Here is a 23,587-nt window from a genome sequence, read left to right on the forward strand (position 1 = left end):
CTAACTAAGGTTTTTCTATTTTAATCAATATTTATGATTTTAGAAAGGAAGAAATTGATTTATGAATGATTCATTCGGGGATATAGAAAGGACAAAGAGTTCATCGTTACGTTCAAAAAGAGTAAGGCTGGCCATGATTTTGGGAACTTTAGCTGCTTTTGGCCCATTATCCATTGACATGTATTTACCTGCACTTCCACATATCGCTAAAGAGCTTCACACCACTACTTCCCTTGTGCAACTCAGCCTTACCTTTTTCCTACTCGGTCTTTCTCTAGGGCAATTAGTTTCAGGACCACTCAGCGATGTACGCGGGCGCATGAAACCCCTCCTCATTGGATTAATAATTTATACGATCGCCTCTCTATTATGTGCTTTTAGTCAATCTATCTGGTTTTTGATAATTTTGAGATTTATTCAGGGTTTTGCCGGGGCTGCTGGAATTGTTATTGCCCGTGCCATTGTAAGAGATCTATACTCAGGTTCAGAGTTAACTAAATTTTTCTCCCTGATAGCATTGGTCAATGGTGTTGCTCCAATTCTTGCACCTATAGTAGGCGGTCAGCTTTTACGGATGGCTCCATGGCAAGGTATATTTTTAGTTTTAAGTTTAATAGGTTTAAGTATGTTCTTCATTGTACTGTTCGGTTTGCCTGAAACACTACCTTCTGAATCAAGGTCGAAGGGAGGCATTTATCATACATTGACAACATTTAAAAACCTTCTATTAGATCGAAGTTTCATCGGATATGCATTATCACAAGGGTTAATTTTTGCGGCCATGTTCGCTTATATATCGGGCTCGCCTTTCGTTTTACAAAATGTTTATGGTGCCTCTCCACAGTTTTTTAGTCTGATATTTGCCATCAACGGTATTGGAATTATTATTTCCAGTCAAATTACTGGCAGATTAGCTGGGCAAGTCAGTGAGAAAAAACTTTTTGTTGTGGGCATAAGCATTGCTTTCGCTGGTTCTATTATGTTATTGATTATGATTTTACTTCATGCAGGCCTGTACGTAATCTTGCTGCCATTATTCTTTGTTGTTTCAAGTGTAGGGATGGTAAGTACTTCAGGATCTTCAATAGCCATGCAAAATCAGGGCAGGTCAGCTGGAAGTGCAGCAGCATTACTTGGAGTATTATCGTTCGTTTTTGGGGGAAGTACGGCTCCTCTAACTGGTTTAGGAAATGACCCAGCACTATCTATGGGAATTGTAATGGCTATGGTAAGTTTTGGGTCTGTCCTGATTTACATTTTCCTGAAACCACGACATGAAGAAAAACCCAAAAGAAATTCATTAACAATTTAGATAGAGTTTTAATATTAATCTAATAATATGACAAAAGGGAACGAGTAATAACCGTTCCCTTTTGTTACAAAACTGACTGTGTCCGCAACATTTCCTTATATAGATATATTAGTTACAAAATCTTCTGATATTTTACTAGAAACTTTTACAGGTGCCGTTTCTTTTAGTAAGAAGGATAACAAAAAGAAAACAACCGCTGTCCCACTTGCAAGCCATAAAGGTGAGTAAAGCGTAAACTTATCAGCCAGGATTCCCGCAATGACAGGTCCTGCTGTTCCCCCAATGATTTCTCCGGTCAGTACAACAGCGGCTATTGCTGTTGCGGCAAACAACCTGGGAACTGACTCTGACGGGATAATAGCGAGATAGAGCGGCTGTGCGCCAAACCCTAGGCTAAGGATAAAGATCGAAATGGCAAGCAGGGCAAAGTTCGTATGGAATCCCGCAACCGCTAGCGGGAGTAGAATGGCTATAAATGTCGCGGGCACTATGATGGTTTTTCTACCTAGTTTATCTGATAAAAATGGTAGAAGGAATTGCCAAAAGAACATTCCAATCCCCAGGATTCCTAAAATGGCCCCGTATTGCGCATCGCTATATTTTGATACTCCAGATAAAAACAGCGGCATAAAGGCTGTAAATACCAATAAGTACATCATGTAAAAAATAGCCATCAGCATACCTACCCAAACATTACGGGTTTTAAATACACTTTTGTATTCCTGAAAGGTTGGTTTTATTTTAATGTCCTTGGTGGTGCTACCGTCGACATTAAAATTAGGCTCTTTCATATAAAATATTAAAACCACTGCTAAAATGATCCCCGGTATGGCTAGGGCAAAAAACGAATAACGCCAATTCGATGCTGCCGCAATCGCAACAACTAATACAGGTGCAATGGCATTCCCAAGTAATGGACCTGCACCTTGGATAAGCCCTAAATTTAGGCCCCTTCTTCTTGGAGTTGATTCAGCCATCATGGTTGACTGTACCAACGGAATAACCGGACCTTCCGTTACTCCCATCAACAAACGGACAAGTATAAGTGAACTTAATCCTCCCACTAATCCTGATGTAAAAGTGGCAATGGAAAAGCCAAGAATGAAAATAATTAGCGTAAGTTTCTTTTTGCCTATAAAATCGGAAACACTGGCAAAAAGCAAGGTGGAAATCCCCCAAGCAATGCTAGTTGCCCCGACAATCATTCCCATTTGAGTGTTGTTCAATTTTAGCTCCTCAGCTACAAATGGAAATAGGTAGATGATGCTCAACCTGTCCATAAATACAAGGCCAAAGATTAAAAATAAGATAATTAGAAGGCTATTTTCATATCTAAAAAATGATTGGTTCTTATTACTCACAACAACACCCCTCTTTATTGGTCCTAGCAACGGGAAACCTATTTTTTCACCAACCGTAAGCGCTTTACTAATTAATAGTATAGGGCAGCCTAATTAGTTAGAGAAATATAAAATATTGTTTACAGTAATATGAATTTTGTATATATTTGGATATTCAAACAGCTAACTCTGTAAATTCCATAGCAATAATTAGTAGTTTTAATCGATAATTGCTACCGCCCGGGTCCAGCCACCGCTTCCACCTTTAATTTTGACAGGGAATACCGATACCTTAAAACCATATGGCGGTAATTGATCCAAGTTTGCTAGTTTTTCGATTTGACAATATTCTTTTTCTTTACCGGCAAAATGGGCGGCCCAAAGCACGCCAGGACGAGGATTTTCTTTATAATCCGCGGCCTGAATGGCAAGGGGTGTATCCCAGCCCCATCCGTCTGTACCCATCACTTTTATGCCTTGATCAATCAGCCAAAGGGTGGCTTCGGCTGAAACACCAACATGTATCTCACTATAGTTGCGATCGTATCTTTTTTTATCCGCATCAGAACGAATCATCACGATATCAAAAGGCTTTAACTGGTACTCTATTTTTTGCAATTTTTCCTGCAGATCTGAAATAGTGAGTGCATAACCCGCTGGCTTATCCGTAAAGTCTAGGACAACCCCATCGTTAAAAAACCATTCCAGCGGCATTTCATCAATTGTCCTTGACCGTTTTCCTTCTGATGTAGGCCAGTAATGCCATGGTGCATCGACATGGGTGCCGGCATGACTTGTCAAGGTAAGAAACTCCCCGGCAAGGCCCTTTCTTTCTGGAAAATCATCCGGCGTTACTCCAACCAGCTTCGCACCAAATTCGGCACCCTCCTCATGCGTTTCATAGCGAATTGAAAATGGAAGTGGATCCTTTAACTCTTTTTCGAGTGAAACACTTAAATCTATTATTTTAGACATAACTTAACCTCCGTTTATTAATCTCCCTTATACAATACTGCTTTTTAAAACTCCCAATCCCGTAATCTCCAATTCTATTTCATCCCCCGGCTCCAGCCAGCGGTATTCTTCTGTTCCCAATTCTAAAATACATCCAAACCCGACAGTTCCTGAGCCGATAATATCACCGGGATACAAGGTAACATCCTCTGACGCACGCTCGATCATTTGTCCGAATGAATAGTAAATATCTTTAAAATTCCCATGGGACCATACTTCTCCGTTCACTTTGGCCGTCATCTCCAAGTCGAAGCGGTCGTCGATTTTGTATGGCAGCAATTCATCCTTTGTTACAATCCACGGTCCTATTGATGTAGCAAAGTCTTTTCCTTTTGCTGGGCCAAGTAAAACCTTCATTTCCTGAGCCTGCAGATCACGGGCGGACCAATCATTCAAAATGGTATAACCGAATATAATCTCGTCAGCCTCACGGGCTTGAATGTTTTTCCCTTCCTTCCCAATGATACAAGCCATTTCTAATTCATAATCCAACTTTACGCACTTTTTAGGGCGGGCCACCTCTTCACCATGTCCCCTCATGGCATTTGGATTTGAGAAATAAAAAATCGGTACTTCATACCATTCAGGCGCCACAGTGCTATCATGTGTTGCGGATGCGTTTTTTACATGTGTTTCAAAGGCTACAAAATCCCGAAATGTACAAGGGTTTGGCAGCGGGGTCATTAGTTCTATTTCTTCGATTGAATAATTCGGCTGGGTATCTTTTTCTATTGAATGAATCAAAGGCATATAGGTTTCATGTTTAGCCAACAATTCACGAATGCTGACCGGTAATTTCCCATGACCGGCAAGCTGCATATCCACTACTCCATCACCGCTCAGCCACCCACCGCGTTGTTCCCCATTAGGATCTCGAAAAGTAATAAATTTCATAGTCTCATCTCTCCAATTCTCTTAAACTAACAAAGGACATCTATCAAGACGTCCTTTATCACTTTTGCACTACTACTAAGCTTTTTCTTTAATACTATCGAACTGTGCTGATTCAAAAATATTTACTTCATCCCAGGCATCGTTTGGATTTTCCTCAACCTTCCAAATCTTAGGTCCGTAATCCGGTGCAAAGTATAATGGAGAACCGCCATATATTTCAATCCGATTACCACCTGGTTCAATCGCATAAGTAGTAAACGCCTCACCCACCGCATGCTTAAATGGTTTCATTTCTAATCTATAACCGTTATCAACCACGTAATCAGCGGTCTCTAGCACTTGATCTCGATTTTCCACCGCAAAACATAAATGATTCAGTTGTCCATGCTCCTTCTTAAAATCAGCAAATAAGGCAATTTCATGTGATAAGCTTGATACGGCTAGTAAGGATCCAACCTCTGTACCATTTGGAATGACAATTCCTTCATTATGCTTAAATCCTAACTCTTTATAGAAGTTTGTATGACGGGTTACATCACTGGTCCATAGTGTCACATGGTCTAAACGTCTTACAGAGGCACCCCGGCTTGGATTTTTTTGTGGACGGGATCTCCATTTGCTTTTCAAATGAGCAGGTATCTCGGCAAGCTCCACATCCCAAAAAATTTCTTCTAAATGACCATCGGGCGAGTAATATTGATATGCCTTACCATGTCCTAGGTCCCCTTCAATCCATCCTTTTCCGCAGCCCATGTTCTCAATATATTGAACAGCATCGTGCAAATCTTCGTCACTTTCCGCTCGCCAGCTAATATGTCCGACTCCATTTGATTTTGCCTCTGTGATCTTTAAACTGTGGTGAAAAAACTCACCCCAGGCACGCATGTAAACCGATTGACCGATTCTTCCAGATTCCTCCATTCCCAATATATCTTTGAAAAATTTCACAGACTCTTCTGGTTTTGGACTTAAAAGTTCGACGTGGGCTAATTGAGAAATAAAGTGATTTCTTTTTGGCATGATTTCTTCCTCCTAATAATGAAAAATATGATATTATCCGTTCAACTGAAGCTTGAGCCAATCGTACATTTCGTAAGTCTCGGTTACGTTATCCACCTGGCAATGTGCGGAACCTGGACTGCTTTTTGGAACAATTTTCAACCATCTTGGACAAGTTAAATGATTATATAGATTGTAGGCATTCTCTACGGAGACCTGCCGATCATCCTCACCATGAATAATGTAAGTTGGCATGGTGATTTTTTCAGCCACCCCTTTAAGATTAAATAGGTCTAGCTTTTGACGTGCCTCGGCCATAGTTTCCGCACCTACAACATGCAGAAGAATTTTTGCCAAAGGATGATTATCTGGACGCTTAGACCACACCGATTGATAATCATAAACAGCCCCCCAAATGGCGCATGCCTTAAAGCGAGGTTCAAAGGCTGCAGATCTTGCCGCCATATAGCCGCCCATGGATACAGCCATAATTCCCACTCGATTGGCATCGATATCAAGGTTTTGAATGGCCCATTCATATGCAGCTGTTCCCGCAATATTGTAATCGTATCGGGAGGAGATATGATTTAACCTTAATGCTCCGCCTTGACCGGGACCATCTACAGCTAGAAGAGCAATTCCCCGTTCCTTTAATAACTGGGCGGGACCAAAATAAAGTTCCTCAGCTGTAGAATCAAGCCCGCCAAACATAACAACTAATGGGCTGTCTTTTTTACCCGGAACTTCGAAAAAGTATCCTGGCAGGAACGAGTTTTCATAAGGAATTTCAACTGCCCTTGGCGGGTTATCCAGCATCTCCGCTCCTTTTCGAAAGGATTCAACCCCTTTTAAATAGGTTGGTATTTTTCTATGATCGTCTGGCTGAAGGAAAAATTCGGCCGTCCGAATATAATTAGAAGCTCGTAAATAGGCTGCTCTAGCCGTTTCAATCTGTTCTTTGTCGAGCGCTTCATTGGCAACAGCTAGTGAGCGGTTACCCATTCCCATCCATGCGTTGTGAAAACTATCCGTATCCCCCAGGGTAATATTACCAGCCGCTTCCAGGATTTCATTTACTTCACCACCGCCAAAGTGGGCTTGGCTAAACATCCTAACAATTTGGTATGACCACATATAATGTTCAGGAAAATAATGCCACATTTAACTACACTCCATACGTATATTATTTTTTGACTCCAGGACGTTCTATTAAATGGCCTCTGTCATTTTCATGAGGCTTTGTGCGACAATTGCGTTCGGGTTATTCTCAGTAGGCAACCTTCCTTCTAACTGAAGCAGTTCCCAGTTAACCAGAGTGTTTGAATTCTCAACAATAAATTTACAGCGCTCAAAACGTCTTTCCATGAATTGATTTAAAATGTCTGATAAAGGTGCTTCTGTTTGAAGCAATTCTGCTAAAACAAGGGCATCTTCAATGGCAATCGCCGCTCCTTGTGCTAAATGTGGAACCGTTGCATGAGCAGAGTCACCTATTAAAATCACCCGATCACGATACCAAGGTTTCTCAACAATTAAGGTCTCGAGCGGCCGATAAACGACTTCTTTTGGATTGGTAATTTGCTCACTTAATTCAGCTATTAACCCTCCAAATTCATCAAAGGCCTCACGCATTAGCACATGCAGTTTGTCCTCTGGTTTCCATGGATTTCCGGGTTCTGCCGTAACAATAAAGACATATGCGCTATCCTTCGTCATCGGAACGATACCGGCTTTTGCTTTCTGTCCATAATACATCGTAATGTTCTCAATATCCTTAGGACGCTTTAGCGTGTAGCGCCAAACAGCTTGGCCCACAAAGTTCGGTTCAATTTCACCAAACACCATGTTACGAACTTTCGATCTTACTCCATCGGCGCCAATAACAAGATCATAGGTCCCAGAGGTACCATCAGTAAATGTCGTATAGACAAGATTATCCGCACTTTCAATTACTTCAACAGTCGTGCCCATTCGAATGGTAGTTCCGTGTTTTAAGGCAGTCCGAAGCAATATTTCGTGAAGATCTCTTCGCGGTATTCCTCCTGTCATGTTGAACTTACCGGAAGGATGAATAGGTGCATCAAAGATCATATTTCCTTGTGAGTCACGAATATGTAAGGCTGAATGAGTCGTTCCGACAGCTAAAAATTCTTCCGTGAACCCGAGTGCATCAATGGCCCTAAGTGCATTTGACTGCAGAATGATGCCCACCCCATAAACATTCCATTCCTTTTGCTTTTCAACAATTTCTGTTTGAATTCCAGCTTTCTGTAAAGCAATAGCTGTCGCCAGCCCTCCAATGCCCCCTCCAACAATTAAAACCTTTTTTACGTTTGACATGAAAACCCCTCCTTTTATTTGGTTTTAGGATTCTTAAATCAAAAAATATTAATCTTAGCATTGTGTAGATAGTAAAAAGGTGAATGAATCCTATACTAACTAATTTTGCAAGAAGCGTGCCAACATGGAAAACGCTATCATTTACAGCATTCAGAAAAATAATCATTTAATTTTCCCAAGATTTTTGTCCGAAATCACTACACTACTGTTCGAATTGTCCGAAATCAGTACAACAAACTAAGCTCGTTCTTGAGCAACCCACGCTGGCACCAACAAAAACAAGCGGGAAAATCCCCGCTTTTTTTGTGTGTTTGATGGTTCTATCTACCCGATTTAGTATCAATATTCCGAAAAATATAAATCTTTTATTGAAATTGAAACAACTAGTGTTTATAATTTCTAAATAGAGAACTGATTTCACTATAAGTAAAGTGTAATTAGTATTAACCGATAACAAAGGCGAATTTTTCATATTTTCGTAAGCGTTATCATCTAATTTTATTTTTGAAGGGGGATAAGAAAATGACAACGATTAATTCTACCGAAGTTATTGCAAACAGCAGATTTAACCGCTTTCATTTAGGATTACTATTATGGAGTTTTTTCATTATCTTGTTTGATGGTTATGATCTGGTCGTCTATGGAACGGTTTTACCAACCTTGATAGAAAAATGGAATCTTTCATCAGTGGAAGCAGGAGCAATTGGTACCTATGGGTTATTTGGTATGATGTTTGGGGCAATCTTTTTCGGGACTTTAGCTGACCGAATCGGCAGAAAGAATGTAATTGCGATAACATTAGTACTGTTTAGTTTATTTACATTCTTTTGCGGCTTTGCAGAAACTCCTACTACTTTCTCAACCTTTCGTTTCTTAGCTGGCTTAGGTTTGGGAGGAATCATGCCGAATGTTATCGCACTATTAACTGATTATGCTCCTAAAACGATGAGAAGTATGATTGTAAGTATCGTATTATGTGGTTATTCTGTTGGGGGAATTCTTGCTCCCTTAATAGGGATCACATTAATGCCAACATTGGGATGGAAATCTATCTTCTGGTTTGCGGGTCTTCCTCTAATACTATTACCTATCATGTATAAACAGCTGCCTGAAACAGCCAGCTATCTTATACGTACAGGCAAAAAAGAAAAATTGATTGCAACCCTTGCTAAAGTAAGTCCCGAATCGCATTTTAGTCAAAATGATGAGGTTATCAACTTAAAAACACAAGAAACAAAGGTTCCTCTAATAGGATTATTTAAGGAGAACCGAGCCTTTAGTACGGTAATGTTTTGGACAGCGTTTTTCAGTTGTCTATTGATGGTTTATGGTTTGAATACTTGGCTTCCAAAATTAATGATGGAAGCAGGATATGGATTAAACTCAAGCTTAGGCTTTCTCATTGCCCTCCAAGGTGGAGCCATTATCGGGACACTTATAATCGGAAGACTTTGTGATAAATACGGTTCCAAAAAAATGCTTGTTCCGATGTATGCCTCAGGTGCCGTGGCTCTGACACTCCTAGGATTTGGAGGAAATACGTTAGTAATCTATCTGTTAGTAGCCATTGCCGGAGCTGCAACCATTGGTGCACAAAATATTGTTCAGGCCTATGTTTCCCAGTACTATCCGCCATCTATCAGATCTACAGCATTAGGTATGGCTTCAGGAGTCGGCAGAACCGGCGGTATGCTCGGCCCCCTTTTAGGAGGATTCCTTCTATCGATTTCTTTACCAATTCAATTAAACTTTATCGCCTTTGCTATTCCTGGTTTGATTGCAGCTGCCGCCCTCTTAATGGTACCTATAAAAAATGCTTATCAATATGAAAACAATGCCAAAAATGAATCTATTAAAGTTCATGTAAGCTAATGGATTATAAAAGTCTCCCTTGGAAAAGGGAGACTCATTGCTTGTAACTGCTAATATAAAAGTAGATACCTTTTAACACATAAATGTAAATGGAACCCTAAAGTAATTGATACTGATACATTTTTTCATATAAAGTTGACCTAGCAATCCCAAGCTTTTTAGCTGCCTTGCTTTTGTTCCCTTTTGACTCTTTAAGCGCGTTTATTATTAAGTGCCGTTCCATGACAATCTTGGGCTTTTGTGAAGATGCTTGGTCAACAAAAGCTTGATTCGGAGTGGGAGTAGAAGACGAATTCATATTTTGTATTCCCAACAAACGCTTTGGTAAATGTTGATTGTCAATTTCTCCATTTGCCAGGATCACAGCACGTTCCATTGTATTTTCTAATTCCCTGATATTCCCCGGCCATGTGTAATTTTCAAGAACCTCCATGATCCGACCTGAAAGGTATGGAACTTCCCTTTTTTCACGTTTTGCTGTCTTTTCCATTAATTTCTGAACGAGTAACGGAAGATCTCCTTTCCGGTCACGTAAAGCAGGGACAAATAAATTAATGACATTCAGTCGATAGTACAAATCATTTCGAAAACTTCCTTCTGATACTTCTTGCGCCAAATTTCGATTTGTAGCCGCAATGATTCTTATATTAATCGGGATCGGTTCATGCCCACCGACCCTTGTAATTGACCGGCTTTGAATAACCCGGAGCAGCTTGGATTGAATTTCTAATGGCATCTCCCCTATTTCGTCCAGAAAAACAGTCCCTCCGTTGGCCCGTTCAAACTTTCCCAATCTCCCCCCTTTGCGAGAGCCTGTAAACGAACCATCCTCATAGCCAAATAATTCACTTTCCACTAAATTTCTAGGGATCGCTGAGCAATCAATAACAACAAATGGCTTCTTGGATCGTTTGCTGTAATTATGAATGGATTGGGCAATCAGTTCCTTTCCTGTTCCGCTTTCACCTTCAATTAAGATACTTGAGTCCTGCATTGCCGCTTTTTGGGCTAAATGGATTAAGTTCTCCATTTCTTCACATTGATAAATAATATCATCAAAGTGAAAAAAACTCTTCGTGTTCACAATCATTTCTACTTCTTTTCTAATATCTTTAAAATGGTAGACAACCCCAATTGGTTCATCCAAATGATCATAGAGGGGGACGGAAGATAGTCGAAAATAATATTGCCCTTTATTAATTTTTATTTTTATTTCTTTGTCTATAATCGGCTTACCGCTTTTCAAGACATGTAATGAAAATGCCTGATTATCCAAAACTTCAGAAATTGGCATTCCAATCACTTTTTCAGCCGTTAACCCTAGCATATCCGCTCCGACTTCATTGATTAACAGAATGGTGCCGAATTTATCAACAGATAAACTACCTGCACTAACAGTTTCTGTTATCTGTTTCATATGGTCATTTTTAAGATGAACCTCTTGAAGCTTTAAGTGTGTTTCAAGCCGGGTGCTAATAAACTTAGCTAACAATTCTAAAATAAGCAGGGTAAATGGGTCATGGCCTATATGAGCAGTGCAAATTAGAAAGAATTTCGTTTCTTGTTCTAAAATAATCGGTGAGGAGTAAAGATATCCTAATTGTCCGGCCCTATCCATTCCAATGATTCGGTTTTCGTAGCATGCCGTTTTATGGATGAATGTAAAATCAATAGGGAGTTCAATCCCTCTGTCACTTCCCTCCACTACCTCTTTTAAAACAGGATCATAATGACAAATGTAGGAGAAATCCAAGCCAATTATTTGCAGCTCTGAATCAACTTCATTGTCGTTTTTATACTCCTCAAAAACCTTTTTAACCTCGTCAACCACAAAGCCGGTCAGAAGGTTCATTTAGAAAATACCCCCTTATTAAAATTCTTTTACCGGTTCTATATGATATTTTGCAATTTTTTCATATAAGTTCGATCTGGAAATCCCTAATTTTCGGGCTGCCTGACTTTTGTTCCAATTCACATTATGGAGAGTGTTAATAATTAAATCCTTTTCCATTCCACTAAAGGAATTCACATTTTTCTCAGTAAGATTTAACGTTAAATGTTTTTCATGCGTTCTTTGTTTATCTAATAGAGCAGCATGAATAATATTTTTAGGCAAGTGTTCAGGCTCAATCACATCATGCGCTATTAAGATGGCTCTTTCAATTAAATTCTCTAATTCTCTTATATTTCCGGGCCATGAATAACTTTCAAGTATTTTCATTGTATCCACGGAGATTTTTGGTGAATAGCGATTGGTTCGATTGGCTGCTACTTCCACCAATGTCTTGGAAAGTAATGGAATATCACCATCTCTATCCCTTAATGACGGGACAGTGAGCTGCAGGACATTTAAACGATAATAAAGGTCTAATCGAAAATTATCATTTTCAACCTCTGCCTCAAGATTTCGGTTCGTAGCTGCTATTATTCTAACGTTGCTAGGAATAGGTTCATGTCCTCCAACCCGAGTGATTGTGCGGCTTTGTAAAACACGAAGCAGTTTCACCTGAATTTCTAAAGGCATTTCTCCTATTTCATCGAGAAATACGGTACCGCCATTGGCCACTTCAAATTTCCCCAGCCTGCCTCCTTTGCGCGCTCCTGTAAATGCGCCATCTACATATCCGAATAACTCACTCTCTACCAAATCCCTTGGTATCGAGGAACAGTCAATCACAATAAACGGTTTTCCTTTTCGTTGACTTTGATTATGAATGGATTGAGCGATCAATTCCTTACCTGTACCGCTTTCCCCTTCTATTAAAATATTCGACTCAGTTTTGGCAGCAACTTTTGCGGTTTTAACCAATTCATGCATGGCACGGCTTTTATAGATTAAATCCTCGAATTGAAAAATGGGCTGGATACTGACTATACTTTCTAACTTTTTCATAATGATTTTCATTTCTTTGAACGTAATAACAACACCGACCGGAAGTCCGCTTTCAAACAAAGGAATGACAGAAAAAATAAGATGAATCTTCCCCTTTGGCAAATCAAAAAATACTTCCCGGTTGACCCAATTTTCCTTTGTATCGAGAGTTTCAAGTGGTGAAGGAAAAAAATTAGACAGGACGTCGTCAAGGGGCTGGTCTGTTAATTCTCTTTCTTCAAGGCCAAGGATATTTTTGCCAGTTTTGTTGATAAAAGTAATGATTCCTTTTTTATCGACGGTCAAATATCCTTCATCAATAGTGTTTGTAATTTGCTGCTGATATGTACTTTGTAAAAAAAGAGATGACAAATTCGGCTGTGTAACTATTTGATAACTTAGTTGTTTTGCAAGGAGGTCTATGATTTGAAGTATTTTTTTATTATTTTTTTCCGGATATTTTATGACCAAAAAATATTTATGTTCGCCTTTGCGCGAAATCGGCCGGATATAAATCCACTCCGATCGGGCGTCTCCGAATGAAAAAGAACTAGAATAAGAATATTCATCCCAATCTACCAGTTTAATCCAGTCCATTCTATCTTCATTAAGTTCTATTTTTCTTTCATGGACATCGTAATGGCAATGATATGTATAGAGATTGCTTAGGAGGATAATGTTTGATATTTCTGTTTCATAATTCCCAATTGAACTGCAAACTTTTTGAAAACAATCTAGTAAACCATATTCTAATGTACTCATTATATATTCACCGCCTCTTACAATATCATCAACGAATCTTTAATATGTATCAAATAATTATACCATATTATCAGATTATTTCGAAATATAGTAAAAACCATTAGAAGAATACCAAAAAAAGCTTGTAGACCAATCTAGAGCTAGATTTGATCTACAAGCAGAAAGCATTTCTTATTCTTTTAATTATTTCATTGCGTTAAAGCTTACAGCTATTTTTGCTCCTACAACAGCATTGTTTTTAACTAAAGCAATGTTTGCATCTAGGCTTTTTCCTTCAGTTAGTTCCTTCACCTTACCCAGCATGAATGGCGTTACATCTTTACCAGTAATGTGGCGTTCTTCTGCCTCTTTTAATGCTGATTCAATGACAGCATTTATTACTTTCTCATCCATAGCGTATTCTTCAGGAATTGGGTTAGCAATAACCGCTCCACCTTTTAGGCTCAAATCCCATTTTACTTTTAATGTAGAGGCGATTGTATCAACATCATCTGCACTTAAGTTTAATCCGAATTCACTTTTGCGCGTATAGAAAGCAGGGAGTACATCTGTTTTATAGCCAATAACCGGTACACCTTTAGTTTCAAGATATTCCATCGTTAACCCTAAATCTAAAATAGATTTAGCACCCGCACAAATAACGGCAACATTCGTTTGCCCTAGTTCTTCGAGGTCCGCTGAGATATCCATGGTGGTTTCGGCCCCACGGTGAGCACCGCCAATACCACCGGTAACGAAGATTTGAATATCTGCCATTTCTGCACAAATCATTGTCGCAGCTACTGTTGTTGCTCCAAGTTTTTTTGTAGCAATCAAATAAGCTAAATCTCGTCTTGATGCTTTTGCAACATCTGAGCTTTTACCGAACATTTCTAACTCTTCATCAGATAATCCGATTTTAATTTTCCCATCAATGATGGCAATCGTAGCGGGAACTGCCCCGTTATCACGCACAATTTGTTCCACTTCACGAGCAGTCTGAACATTTTGCGGATAAGGCATTCCGTGAGAGATAATCGTAGACTCTAAGGCAACGATTGGTTTTCCTTGTTCTTTAGCTGTCTGTACTTCTTCAGAAAATGTAATATATTGTTTCATGATAATTCCTCCATGTCTTTTTGTAGTTGTGCTGCTGATAAATCTTGTCGGACTGTATAGGGTGATTGTAATGTTTTAGATGCATTCATACTTCCAGTTTTGGCGATTTCAATTAATGATTTCCCCTCTAACCAAGAATAAATAACAGCGGAGGAAAAAGCGTCTCCCGCCCCCGTTACATCCACAATTTCTTTAGTTTCGATTGGTGGAACATGAAAAATACCCTCTTCCCTATTCCCAATCATGGAGCCTGCTTTCCCATTCGTAATAATTACATTGGAGATACCAAGCGATAGCCACTTTTCTAATGCATCTTTCCAGTCTTCTTCATTTTTAATCTCTTTATGAAAATAAGTTTCTGATTCGTCTCGGTTTGTAATAAGCCATGTAACACCGTCTAAGACATCCGGCAATCGAGTCATTTTTGGTGAAGAAACAGGTACCAAAACAATCGGTAGATTATGATTCTTAGCAAAATGGCATAAGAATTGAATGGAATCTTTTGGACAATTTAAATCGACCATGATACATTTTGCTGAGCTTAATAATACATCATGCCTAAGCAGCAATTCAGGTGTGATTGCGTCATACACTTCCATATCGGCTAAGGCAATAACTAATTCTCCGTCAGAGTCTAAAACAGCTGTGTAAGAACCAGTTGATTTTTCAGGAAACTGGGTTACGGTTTCTAGGTTCATATAAAGATTTGATGCATCTTCTATGACTGACCAGTCCTTATCAACGCCGCATGCCGATATTAGCGACACTTCCATCCCAAGCCGTCCTAGGTTTTCAGCGATATTCCGCGCAACGCCTCCTGCATTCTGAGTGGCATAAATAGGATTGGAAGTTCCTAACTGTGCTTTTTCTTTGATATGGAATTTTCGGTCGATGTTGGCGCCGCCGATACAAATTACTCGTTGTGATTCACTTAAAATGTAGGCCCTGCCTAAAATATTTCCTTTTCTAGTTAAACCAGAAATAATATTAGCGATCGAGGGTCTGGATAACCCTAATATTTCCGCAAGCTCTTGTTGAGAAACATATGGATTCTTTCGTATTAAATCGAGAATCAAAATCTCTTTCTCCGTCATTCTTTCAGGCATATAACACACCCCATAAATTACACTAATCCTGTCCTTACCAAATCAGTGTTATCATTTTGGATTAAACGTTTTTAATTCTTTCCTTGTTTCAGGAACTTTTACAGCACCTGATTTAATCTTTTCGACCCATTCTTTAACTGTTGCTTCAATTTCTGCTTTGTTTTCTGCTTTTGCATTGATAGGTGCTAAGCCAACACCATCTTCCTTCAAACCGTATAATGCAACCTCTCCGCCAGGGAATTTGCCGTCTTTTGTTTTTGTTGCAAGGTCATTAACAGCGATATCAACCCGTTTTAATGCTGATGTAAGGACAACATCTGGACCCATGTCAGCTTGGTCACGGTCAACCCCAATTGCCCAATATTGTTTGCTAGGATCTTTTTTCTGTCTGTCATTAGCTTCTTTAAATAGACCCACACCAGTAGCCCCAGCTGAGTGGAAGACTACATCTGCACCGGAGGAATACATTTTAGAAGCTATCGATTGACCAAGCTCAGCCTTGTCAAACGCACCTGCATACTGAACATCAACTTTTACCTCTGGCTTTGCTGCCTTAACACCGGCCAAGTAACCAGATTCGAAACGTTCAACAACAGGGATTTCCATCCCGCCAATAAATCCGATATGATTAGTTTTTGTTGAAAGAGCAGCTGCTACTCCTGCAAGAAATCCAGCCTCTTGCTCCTTAAATAGAATACTTGCTACGTTTGGCAGCTTTACTTCAGCATCCACAATCGCAAATTTAGAATCTTTTTGTTGAGTTGCAATTTCTTCAAGTGATGCTGGCATTAAGAACCCGATAGCGTATACTAAGTCAAACCCTTGACGAACAAGAGTATTTAAGTTTGTTGTATAATCGGCATCCGATTTAGATGCAAGATAATCGTAGCCGCCTTTGCCTTTTGTTAAGCCATTGTCTTTACCAAATTTCTCAAGGCCTTCCCAAGAAGATTGGTTAAATGATTTGTCATCAACACCGCCGATGTCAGTTACCATACCTACTGAGAATGTTTTTCCTTTTTCTCCACCCTTGGATGTATCGTTTCCATTGTTGTTATCACTTTTTCCACAAGCACCTAAAAGTGTTCCTGCTGCAAGTATAAGTGATAGTGCCATACCAGTATTCCGCTTTTTCAAGTGATGTTCCCCCCAAATGAATGATTCTTAGATTAAGCAGTAATATTTTTAAACATTTGTTTATGTTTTAAACTTACGTTTGTATTATACTTCTAAGAAACCTTTAGGTCAACTTTTTTTAAACTAACATTACTTAAACAGTGAGAGGAAAAATTATCATTAGGGATTAACCTATAAAGGGAATGAGGTAAAGTTAACCAAATATTCACTTCTTATTAGTACCCTAGTCCATATTTTTTTATAAAATAAGATTTGAAGAAGAAGAAAGGTTGTGGCATATGGCTTATAAGCCCCGTTTTGAATCAAAGGAATTAAAGATTTTAAGAGTGTTAAATAAAAGGATGATGTTATCTGAAAAGGACAAGCAGCACTTTTTCACCCTTAGGAAGGGGTTTGAAGGAGAAGTCATGTTTGATAAACTAACCGAAGAGCTCAAATGCGAATGCTATATATTGAATGATCTGTTGTTTAAGGTAAACAACACCTTATTTCAAATAGACTCCTTGATTATTACTTCTGGTAGAATCTTCTTTTACGAAATAAAAAATTTCGAGGGGGATTATTTTATTGATCCAAACACAAACCGCTTATACAAGAAGCCTAAAAAAGAATATAATAATCCACTTCTCCAATTGATTCGCAGCGATTCCCTGCTCCGTCAATTACTTCAGAATATTGGGTATAACTTTCCAATCGAGGCCCAAGTCGTTTTTATTAATCCCGAATTTACCCTATACCAAGCCCCCCTCGACAGTCCTATTATTTTTCCAACTCAATTAAATAGCTATATGAGAAAGTTAGATGCAATTCCTTCTAAATTAAACGGAAAGGATAAACTGCTTGCTGACAAATTGATTTCCCTTCATATTGAAGAAAATCCTTATACCGTACTGCCAGATTATGAATTCAAGAAGTTGCGTAAAGGAATGACTTGTGCAGTGTGTGACTCATTTTCAATTTATGTTAACGGTAAGATATGCCAGTGTGGTGACTGTGGGCATGAAGAGTTGGTTACAGTTGCAGTTTTACGAAATGTAAGCGAAATACGGCTTCTATTTCCTGAAATGAGGATTACCACGAATTTAATTTATGATTGGTGCGTGATGATAGAGTTAAAAAGGACAATTAGGAGGATTTTAGTGAGGAATTATAAACAGATTAGAGTTCGTCAGTGGACTTATTATGAATGAACTTTCTATCGACGGAGTTTAGGTCATCACGGGATCAATGATGACCTTTTCCGCTTCATACTTCCTAAGGTTTGGTCGTCATCCTCTTGATGATGACCTTTTCTACTTCTTGCCTCCTGAGGTTTGGCCGTCATCCTCTTGATGATGACCTTTTTCACTTCATACTTCCTGAGGTTTGGTCGTCATCCGCCTGATGATGACCTTTTCTTCTTCTTGCCTCCTGAGGTTTGGTCGTCATCCTCTTGATGATGACCTTTTCTACTTCTTGCCTCCTGAGGTTTGGCCGTCATCCGCTTGATGACGACCTTTTCCTCTTTTTATTTCTTGAATTATGGTCATCATCAGCATGATGATGACCTATTCCCCTTCTACCTCGTGAGGTTTGGTTGTCATTCGCTTAAATGATGACCTTTTCTAATTCTTACTTCCAAACTAATTTACTTGCCAAGTATGTTTTTTAATAAGACTTGATGGCGACGTACTTGTTCTACGCTATCTACTTCCATGAAATCCTGAATATGCCGATTTCCTTCATATTCGCTATCGATATATCCCTCATAGCCGCCTTCAATTAAGACATCCAAAATATCTTTATATGGAATACTTGGTTCCTCAAAATTTTCCGTGATTTCATAGAACTTACCATGCACATGCATAATATATGGGATATAATCTTTTAAAATTTTAGGATCAGTATAAACAAAATGAGTGGCTAAATCGGCAAAATTAATATCCACTTCATTCGCATTCTTCATTTTCTTAACAGCCGCTAAAGTCTCATGTTTATCTACACCATTCGCATAATTATCACTAACAAATTTGAGTATTTCAGGTGTCCCTCCATCACGTACATATCTTTGCTCCATAACAGGGGCTACCCTTTTAACAAAAATGCCAAGGTCCGGCATAATTCCAAACCATTTCGTCCCGCTGCTTATAATGTACTCCATTCGTTCCTCAAACCAAGGAGTTCCAAAGGTAAATGGGGCATGTACTTCCAAAGCAATCTTCACTCCATACTCTTCTGCGTAGGGAAGACTTTTTTCTATTACTTCTAATGGGGTGGAAACTAATGTCCTCAACACCTTGAATCCTAGTTTATTAGCAATTTTTATATCTCGAACCATCATATCCACCGATTCATCTAAAGTTAAAATACGATTAGGAAATAATTTGGTATCTAAAAAAGCATCGTACGCAATTGGTTCCGTTCCATACCTGTCCATCCATTCAAACCACTGATCCACGAACTCATCAGTAAGCTTAGGGAATCCTTTGAGCATTTGTTCTGGTAACAATTCAATGCCAGTTGCACCGGTTTTGGCAACTTCAGCGATACATTGCTCTAAATCTAGTTTTCTAGTAAAGAATTCTTCCTGATAACTATAAAGTGACACTCCGCGTTTAATATTGTGCAGTTTACTCATGTCGCTGCCTCCATTTCTATGCTATAACTTTATCTTCTTCAAGCGTAATATTCTTGGTGTCTTCACCTATATTCGGCCAAGGCAAATATGATATTCGCAGGTTCACGATGGCGTGTACTTTATGAGTTCCTTCTGATAAACCGTCTGCTTTCTTAACGAACAATGTTGCCTTTTCACCAAATTCCCATCGATTGTTGATCACGGTCGATAATTCATTGTATGGAAAGCTGCCAGTTTCCACAGAAAAAGTCATTTCTTCACGTGAAAAAGAAACTCCATCAATCTCCAAATCAATGCTGTTAATTAAAGAAAGTGCAATTCCCCGGTAGTAGGGAATTCGCAATTTCACTTCAAAGCCTATTATGTCTCCATCTTTTACGACATTTCTAAATCCATCTTCACAAACCATATATTGTTCAAACATGAACAACACTCCTTATTCTAGTTTCTCGTATATTCAGGTACCGCTTACATTTATAATTTTAATACGTTCAGTGATTTACTTCCTTCTAACTATTAACCAGATTAATATTAATTTTGAAGCATGTTTTGTTATTTCTTTTATCATAAAAAAAAGAGGTTAAAAATCTGAATGCGATTTTTAACCTTCTGTTATCTAAATAAACAAATGAATCATCCTTTTACAGAACCCAATGCAATGCCTTTAACCAAGTATTTTTGAAAGAAGGGATAGGCTATAAGGATCGGCAGGATTCCAATGACTGCAATTGCCATCCGTACAGCTGTTGTAGGAATTTGTGCTGCTGCCGTACTTGTGTTGCTTCCTAAGTTGCTGCTTGCTAAAAATTGAATATCCGACATCATCCTATTCAACATATTTTGGATACTGAATAGTGATGGGTCAGTGATATAGATAAGTCCATTAAACCAATCATTCCAATAAATAATGGTTTGAAGAAGCCCAATTGTAGCGAGGATAGGCAATGAAAGCGGTAGAACGATCGAGAAGAAGGTTCGAAATTCACCTGCACCATCTATTCTTGCTGATTCAATAACAGGCTCGGGTATGGAAGTGATGAAAAATGTTCTCATTAATAATACGTTAAATCCGTTCATGAGTAACCCAGGAACAATTAGGGCCCAAATAGTATTTTTAATATCAAAAAATTGAGTATATATGAGATAAGTTGGAACCAGTCCACCGTTGAATAATAATGTAAAGAAAACAAAAAAAGCAAAAATGTTTCTGTATGGTAAATCACGGCGAGAAAGGGCATAAGCCAAAAACGCAGTCATCGCCAAGCTGATAAAGGTTCCAAATATAGTAATGAAAATGGTAATTCCATAAGCCCTTAAAATACTTGAAGCATTTGTTAGCAAGTACTCATAAGCCGCAAAGCTCAACTCCTTTGGAAAAAAGGAATAACCTTCCTTTAAAATGGAAGATTCCTCACTCAAGGACGAAGATAATAGAATGATTAATGGAATGATGCTCCCTACCGCAAGTATGATTAAAAAGAAATGTGAAACCCATTGTGTAATTCGTTCTGACCTATACATTCCCCTCCACCTCCAGATTAAAATAATGCATTCTCTTTACTCTTTCTGCGAACTAGATAATTCGAAAGTAAAACAAGGACAAATCCGACAACAGACTGATATAGACCTGCAGCTGCTGACATCCCGATATCCCCAAGCTGCATTAAACCACGGTAAACATAGGTATCAATAACATTTGTAGTGTCATAGATTGCACCTGAATTCATTGGTACTTGATAGAACAATCCGAAATCGGAATAGAAAATACGTCCGATTGACAATAATGTCATCATGATAATGACTGGCATAATCAAAGGAATGGTTATATGAATGATTTGCTGCCATTTATTTGCACCGTCTAAGGTAGCTGCTTCATAGTACTCTTGGTCAATTCCGATAATTGCTGCCAAGTAAATAACACACAAGAAACCGACACCCTTCCACATGTTGATGAAGGTTAATATATAAGGCCAATATTTTGCTTCTGAATACCAGGATACTCCTTCAAGCCCAAGCATGGGTAAAATCGTTTTGTTTAGATAACCTACATCTTCACTTAGAAAGGCAAATCCCAAATAACTAACGATGACCATCGAGATCAAGAAGGGCAAAAGGATTGTACTTTGATAAAAGCTTTTCACCAACTTATTCTTAATTTCATTCAACATAATTGCTACAGCGATAGCCACTACGGTATTTAATATAATGAATCCACCATTATATAGAATGGTGTTTCGGGTAATGATAAAGGCATCTTTTGTGCTAAACAAGTATTCAAAGTTTTTAAATCCGACCCAATCACTGGCAAATATCCCTTTTGCATAGTTAATATCTTTAAAAGCAATCATAAGGCCAAACATTGGCAGATAATTATTGACCAACAAGTAAATTAAACCGGGCAGCATCATAATAAAAAGTGGTAAAGCCCTTTTTAATTTGATGAACCTTGTGTTTACCTTTTTTGCAGGAATCGATTGGACATCTGTTTTGAATTCCTCCACTGTTACTTCTGACATCCTTATTGCCCCCTTGCTCCAATTTTTCTGCTTCTATGAAGGATATAAAAAGAGATTAAAAACCAAACTGGGATTTTTAATCTCTTAGAAATAAAAATTAGTAGTTTAAAGCCCCCTAAGTTTTCAAAGCCTTGTGTAATATTATTTTTGCGTTCTCGCCCATTCATCGATTTGTTTTTGTTTTTCTTCAATAATTCTATCAATACCTGCATCCTTTAAATTTTTAATAAATTCAGGCAGTTTGGTTTTAGGATCAAGTACACCTGATTCCAAGCTAACAGCATATTTATTTACGACATTGGTAACAGCTGTGACTTCTGTTTTGACAGGTGATGGGTCAAAGTTAAAGCCTAGAGCCTTAGACTTTATCGCTCTTTTGTTGAATTCATCCGTTTGCTTCCAAAGGTCTGCATCATTTCCTTCAAATACATAAGAGAGGAATGAATTTCCCATTGCAAAACTCATATTTAAATTGTAGCCATTGTTTGATGCATCTACGCCTGTAGGATATTTAATGACCGTATCAGATACTTTTTCATAATGCTTTCCTTCAATCCCCCAACTCAGCAAATTGACGAGTTCTTCGTCATGATACATTAAATTTAGAAATTTCATCGCGGCTTCTGGCACCTGTGAACTTTGCGGAATCCCCCACATCATCGTTGTGACACCAAAAGTTGTTGCAACCGGCTCTCCTAGTGAAGTTGTCACCATAGGTTTTGCTGTATTTTGGGATTCTTGTAAAGCAATACCTGGTTTTTGTGGGCTGAAATAACTAAAACCTACATTTGATTTGACTAAATTGGTGCCCGTTTCCGTATTTGTAGAAGGATTCTTCATAAGCAGTCCTTCGTTCTGCCATTTCCTCATTTTCTTTACAAACTCCGCATATTCTTCCGTTTCATACAAGTCTACGACTTTCAAATTATTATCATAGTTAGGTAATACTCCTAAACCGTCACCTAAACGGTCGAACCAGTTATAGATCATCGTTGGCTGTTGACCAGGGTTGGATGGCACAAGCGGTGTAATTCCTTTCTCGTTTTCCTTGATCGTTTTCAAGACGGCTTCTACATCATCAAGCGTTTTGATCTTGTTGATATCAATATTATATTTTTCTACCAAATCTTTGCGCATATTAATCCCGCTGGCCGAAGCCATATCTCTTAGGGTTGGAACCCCATATAATTTCCCCCCTACCTTTGCTGCGTTTAAAAAGTCCTTGTCCATAACCTGATTGATATCTGGACCGAGTTTCTCAACGAGGTCATCCAAAGGTAATAATTGTCCTTTGGATGCTTGGGAGGTGTAGCCAAAAAAGGAAGCGAGGAGCATTAAATCTACTTTTTCATTACTAGACAACATTAAATTGGTTTGTTGAACGTAGTTACCAATATTAATCGGTGTTAATTTAACTTTTACCTTAATCTTTTCCTCCGTAATCTTGTTGATTTCATCTTGTACTAGTTGTAAATCTTTAGGTACGGAGCCCGAAAACAATACCATATTAATCTCAGAAACTCCTCCCTTACCGGAGCTCTCATTTGTCGAACTTTCCTCGTTCGAAGTACATGCTGAAAGTAGAAGTAAAAAACAAACCAGAATAATACTAATCAGTTTTTTCATTTAATGACCCCTTTTTCTAGTAATTTCATAAACCCACCTTATGTAAGCGGTTTATTTAAAGATTATTATAGGGGGGAATGAT

Annotated in this window: 20 protein-coding genes; 3 read left to right on the plus strand and 17 right to left on the minus strand. The window is 38.6% G+C overall.

Annotated elements, in window-relative coordinates:
- The first annotated feature begins 61 nt into the window (after positions 1-61).
- Positions 62-1,312 (plus strand): multidrug effflux MFS transporter, encoded by a 1,251-nt coding sequence (locus FS608_RS14910; RefSeq protein ID WP_144552297.1) that lies wholly within the window; start codon positions 62-64, stop codon positions 1,310-1,312.
- A 95-nt stretch (positions 1,313-1,407) separates the two neighbouring features.
- On the opposite strand, the gene FS608_RS14915 is transcribed toward FS608_RS14910, so the two are convergent.
- The 6 genes from FS608_RS14915 to FS608_RS14940 all read right to left on the minus strand — a co-directional run bounded on the left by FS608_RS14915 (position 1,408) and on the right by FS608_RS14940 (position 7,899).
- Positions 1,408-2,673: an MFS transporter gene (locus tag FS608_RS14915; RefSeq protein WP_144552299.1), complete on the minus strand. Its 1,266-nt coding sequence runs from the start codon at positions 2,671-2,673 to the stop codon at positions 1,408-1,410.
- A 198-nt stretch (positions 2,674-2,871) separates the two neighbouring features.
- Complete coding sequence (locus FS608_RS14920; protein ID WP_144552301.1) at positions 2,872-3,627, minus strand: cyclase family protein; 756 nt, start codon at positions 3,625-3,627, stop codon at positions 2,872-2,874.
- A 27-nt stretch (positions 3,628-3,654) separates the two neighbouring features.
- Entirely contained in the window at positions 3,655-4,560 is a 906-nt protein-coding gene (locus tag FS608_RS14925; RefSeq protein WP_144552303.1) for a fumarylacetoacetate hydrolase family protein, read from the minus strand.
- 75 nt (positions 4,561-4,635) lie between these two features.
- Entirely contained in the window at positions 4,636-5,580 is a 945-nt protein-coding gene (locus FS608_RS14930; protein WP_144552305.1) for a VOC family protein, read from the minus strand.
- A 33-nt stretch (positions 5,581-5,613) separates the two neighbouring features.
- Positions 5,614-6,720, minus strand: a complete 1,107-nt coding sequence (locus tag FS608_RS14935; protein ID WP_144552307.1) for an alpha/beta hydrolase family protein — start codon at positions 6,718-6,720, stop codon at positions 5,614-5,616.
- A gap of 48 nt (positions 6,721-6,768) precedes the next feature.
- Positions 6,769-7,899 carry an FAD-dependent monooxygenase gene (locus FS608_RS14940; RefSeq protein ID WP_144552309.1) on the minus strand — a complete coding sequence of 377 codons (1,131 nt, stop codon included), beginning with the start codon at positions 7,897-7,899 and terminating at the stop codon, positions 6,769-6,771.
- Between the two features lie 522 nt (positions 7,900-8,421).
- Between FS608_RS14940 and FS608_RS14945 the strand changes: the two genes are divergently transcribed.
- Positions 8,422-9,771 (plus strand): MFS transporter, encoded by a 1,350-nt coding sequence (locus FS608_RS14945; protein WP_144552311.1) that lies wholly within the window; start codon positions 8,422-8,424, stop codon positions 9,769-9,771.
- Positions 9,772-9,868: 97 nt separating this feature from the next.
- On the opposite strand, the gene FS608_RS14950 is transcribed toward FS608_RS14945, so the two are convergent.
- The 5 genes from FS608_RS14950 to FS608_RS14970 all read right to left on the minus strand — a co-directional run bounded on the left by FS608_RS14950 (position 9,869) and on the right by FS608_RS14970 (position 16,746).
- Positions 9,869-11,623 carry a sigma 54-interacting transcriptional regulator gene (locus FS608_RS14950; RefSeq protein WP_144552313.1) on the minus strand — a complete coding sequence of 585 codons (1,755 nt, stop codon included), beginning with the start codon at positions 11,621-11,623 and terminating at the stop codon, positions 9,869-9,871.
- 18 nt (positions 11,624-11,641) lie between these two features.
- Positions 11,642-13,405: a sigma-54 interaction domain-containing protein gene (locus FS608_RS14955; RefSeq protein ID WP_144552315.1), complete on the minus strand. Its 1,764-nt coding sequence runs from the start codon at positions 13,403-13,405 to the stop codon at positions 11,642-11,644.
- Between the two features lie 183 nt (positions 13,406-13,588).
- Positions 13,589-14,503: a pseudouridine-5'-phosphate glycosidase gene (locus tag FS608_RS14960; protein WP_144552317.1), complete on the minus strand. Its 915-nt coding sequence runs from the start codon at positions 14,501-14,503 to the stop codon at positions 13,589-13,591.
- Positions 14,500-15,609: a carbohydrate kinase gene (locus tag FS608_RS14965; RefSeq protein ID WP_144552319.1), complete on the minus strand. Its 1,110-nt coding sequence runs from the start codon at positions 15,607-15,609 to the stop codon at positions 14,500-14,502. The genes FS608_RS14960 and FS608_RS14965 overlap by 4 nt, the downstream gene beginning before the upstream one ends.
- Positions 15,610-15,660: 51 nt before the next feature.
- Complete coding sequence (locus FS608_RS14970) at positions 15,661-16,746, minus strand: BMP family lipoprotein (protein ID WP_144552321.1); 1,086 nt, start codon at positions 16,744-16,746, stop codon at positions 15,661-15,663.
- Between the two features lie 278 nt (positions 16,747-17,024).
- Between FS608_RS14970 and FS608_RS14975 the strand changes: the two genes are divergently transcribed.
- Positions 17,025-17,936 (plus strand): nuclease-related domain-containing protein, encoded by a 912-nt coding sequence (locus FS608_RS14975; protein WP_144552323.1) that lies wholly within the window; start codon positions 17,025-17,027, stop codon positions 17,934-17,936.
- A 26-nt stretch (positions 17,937-17,962) separates the two neighbouring features.
- Here the strand turns inward: FS608_RS14975 and FS608_RS31275 are convergent, their stop codons facing one another.
- From FS608_RS31275 to FS608_RS15000, 6 genes are all read right to left on the minus strand, one after another.
- Positions 17,963-18,094: a hypothetical protein gene (locus tag FS608_RS31275; RefSeq protein WP_260871694.1), complete on the minus strand. Its 132-nt coding sequence runs from the start codon at positions 18,092-18,094 to the stop codon at positions 17,963-17,965.
- 279 nt (positions 18,095-18,373) lie between these two features.
- Positions 18,374-19,363, minus strand: coding sequence for a sugar phosphate isomerase/epimerase family protein (locus tag FS608_RS14980; RefSeq protein WP_144552325.1), 990 nt, complete (start codon positions 19,361-19,363; stop codon positions 18,374-18,376).
- A 16-nt stretch (positions 19,364-19,379) separates the two neighbouring features.
- A complete protein-coding gene (locus tag FS608_RS14985) occupies positions 19,380-19,787 on the minus strand; it encodes a C-glycoside deglycosidase beta subunit domain-containing protein (protein WP_144552328.1) in 408 nt (135 codons plus the stop codon).
- Positions 19,788-19,996: 209 nt separating this feature from the next.
- On the minus strand, positions 19,997-20,884 hold the full coding sequence (locus FS608_RS14990) for a carbohydrate ABC transporter permease (RefSeq protein ID WP_144552330.1): 888 nt from the start codon (positions 20,882-20,884) through the stop codon (positions 19,997-19,999).
- Between the two features lie 17 nt (positions 20,885-20,901).
- Positions 20,902-21,771 carry an ABC transporter permease gene (locus FS608_RS14995; protein WP_144552621.1) on the minus strand — a complete coding sequence of 290 codons (870 nt, stop codon included), beginning with the start codon at positions 21,769-21,771 and terminating at the stop codon, positions 20,902-20,904.
- Positions 21,772-22,020: 249 nt separating this feature from the next.
- On the minus strand, positions 22,021-23,505 hold the full coding sequence (locus FS608_RS15000; protein WP_144552332.1) for an ABC transporter substrate-binding protein: 1,485 nt from the start codon (positions 23,503-23,505) through the stop codon (positions 22,021-22,023).
- Positions 23,506-23,587 lie beyond the last annotated feature (82 nt).

Source organism: Bacillus sp. X1(2014), assembly GCF_007678255.1.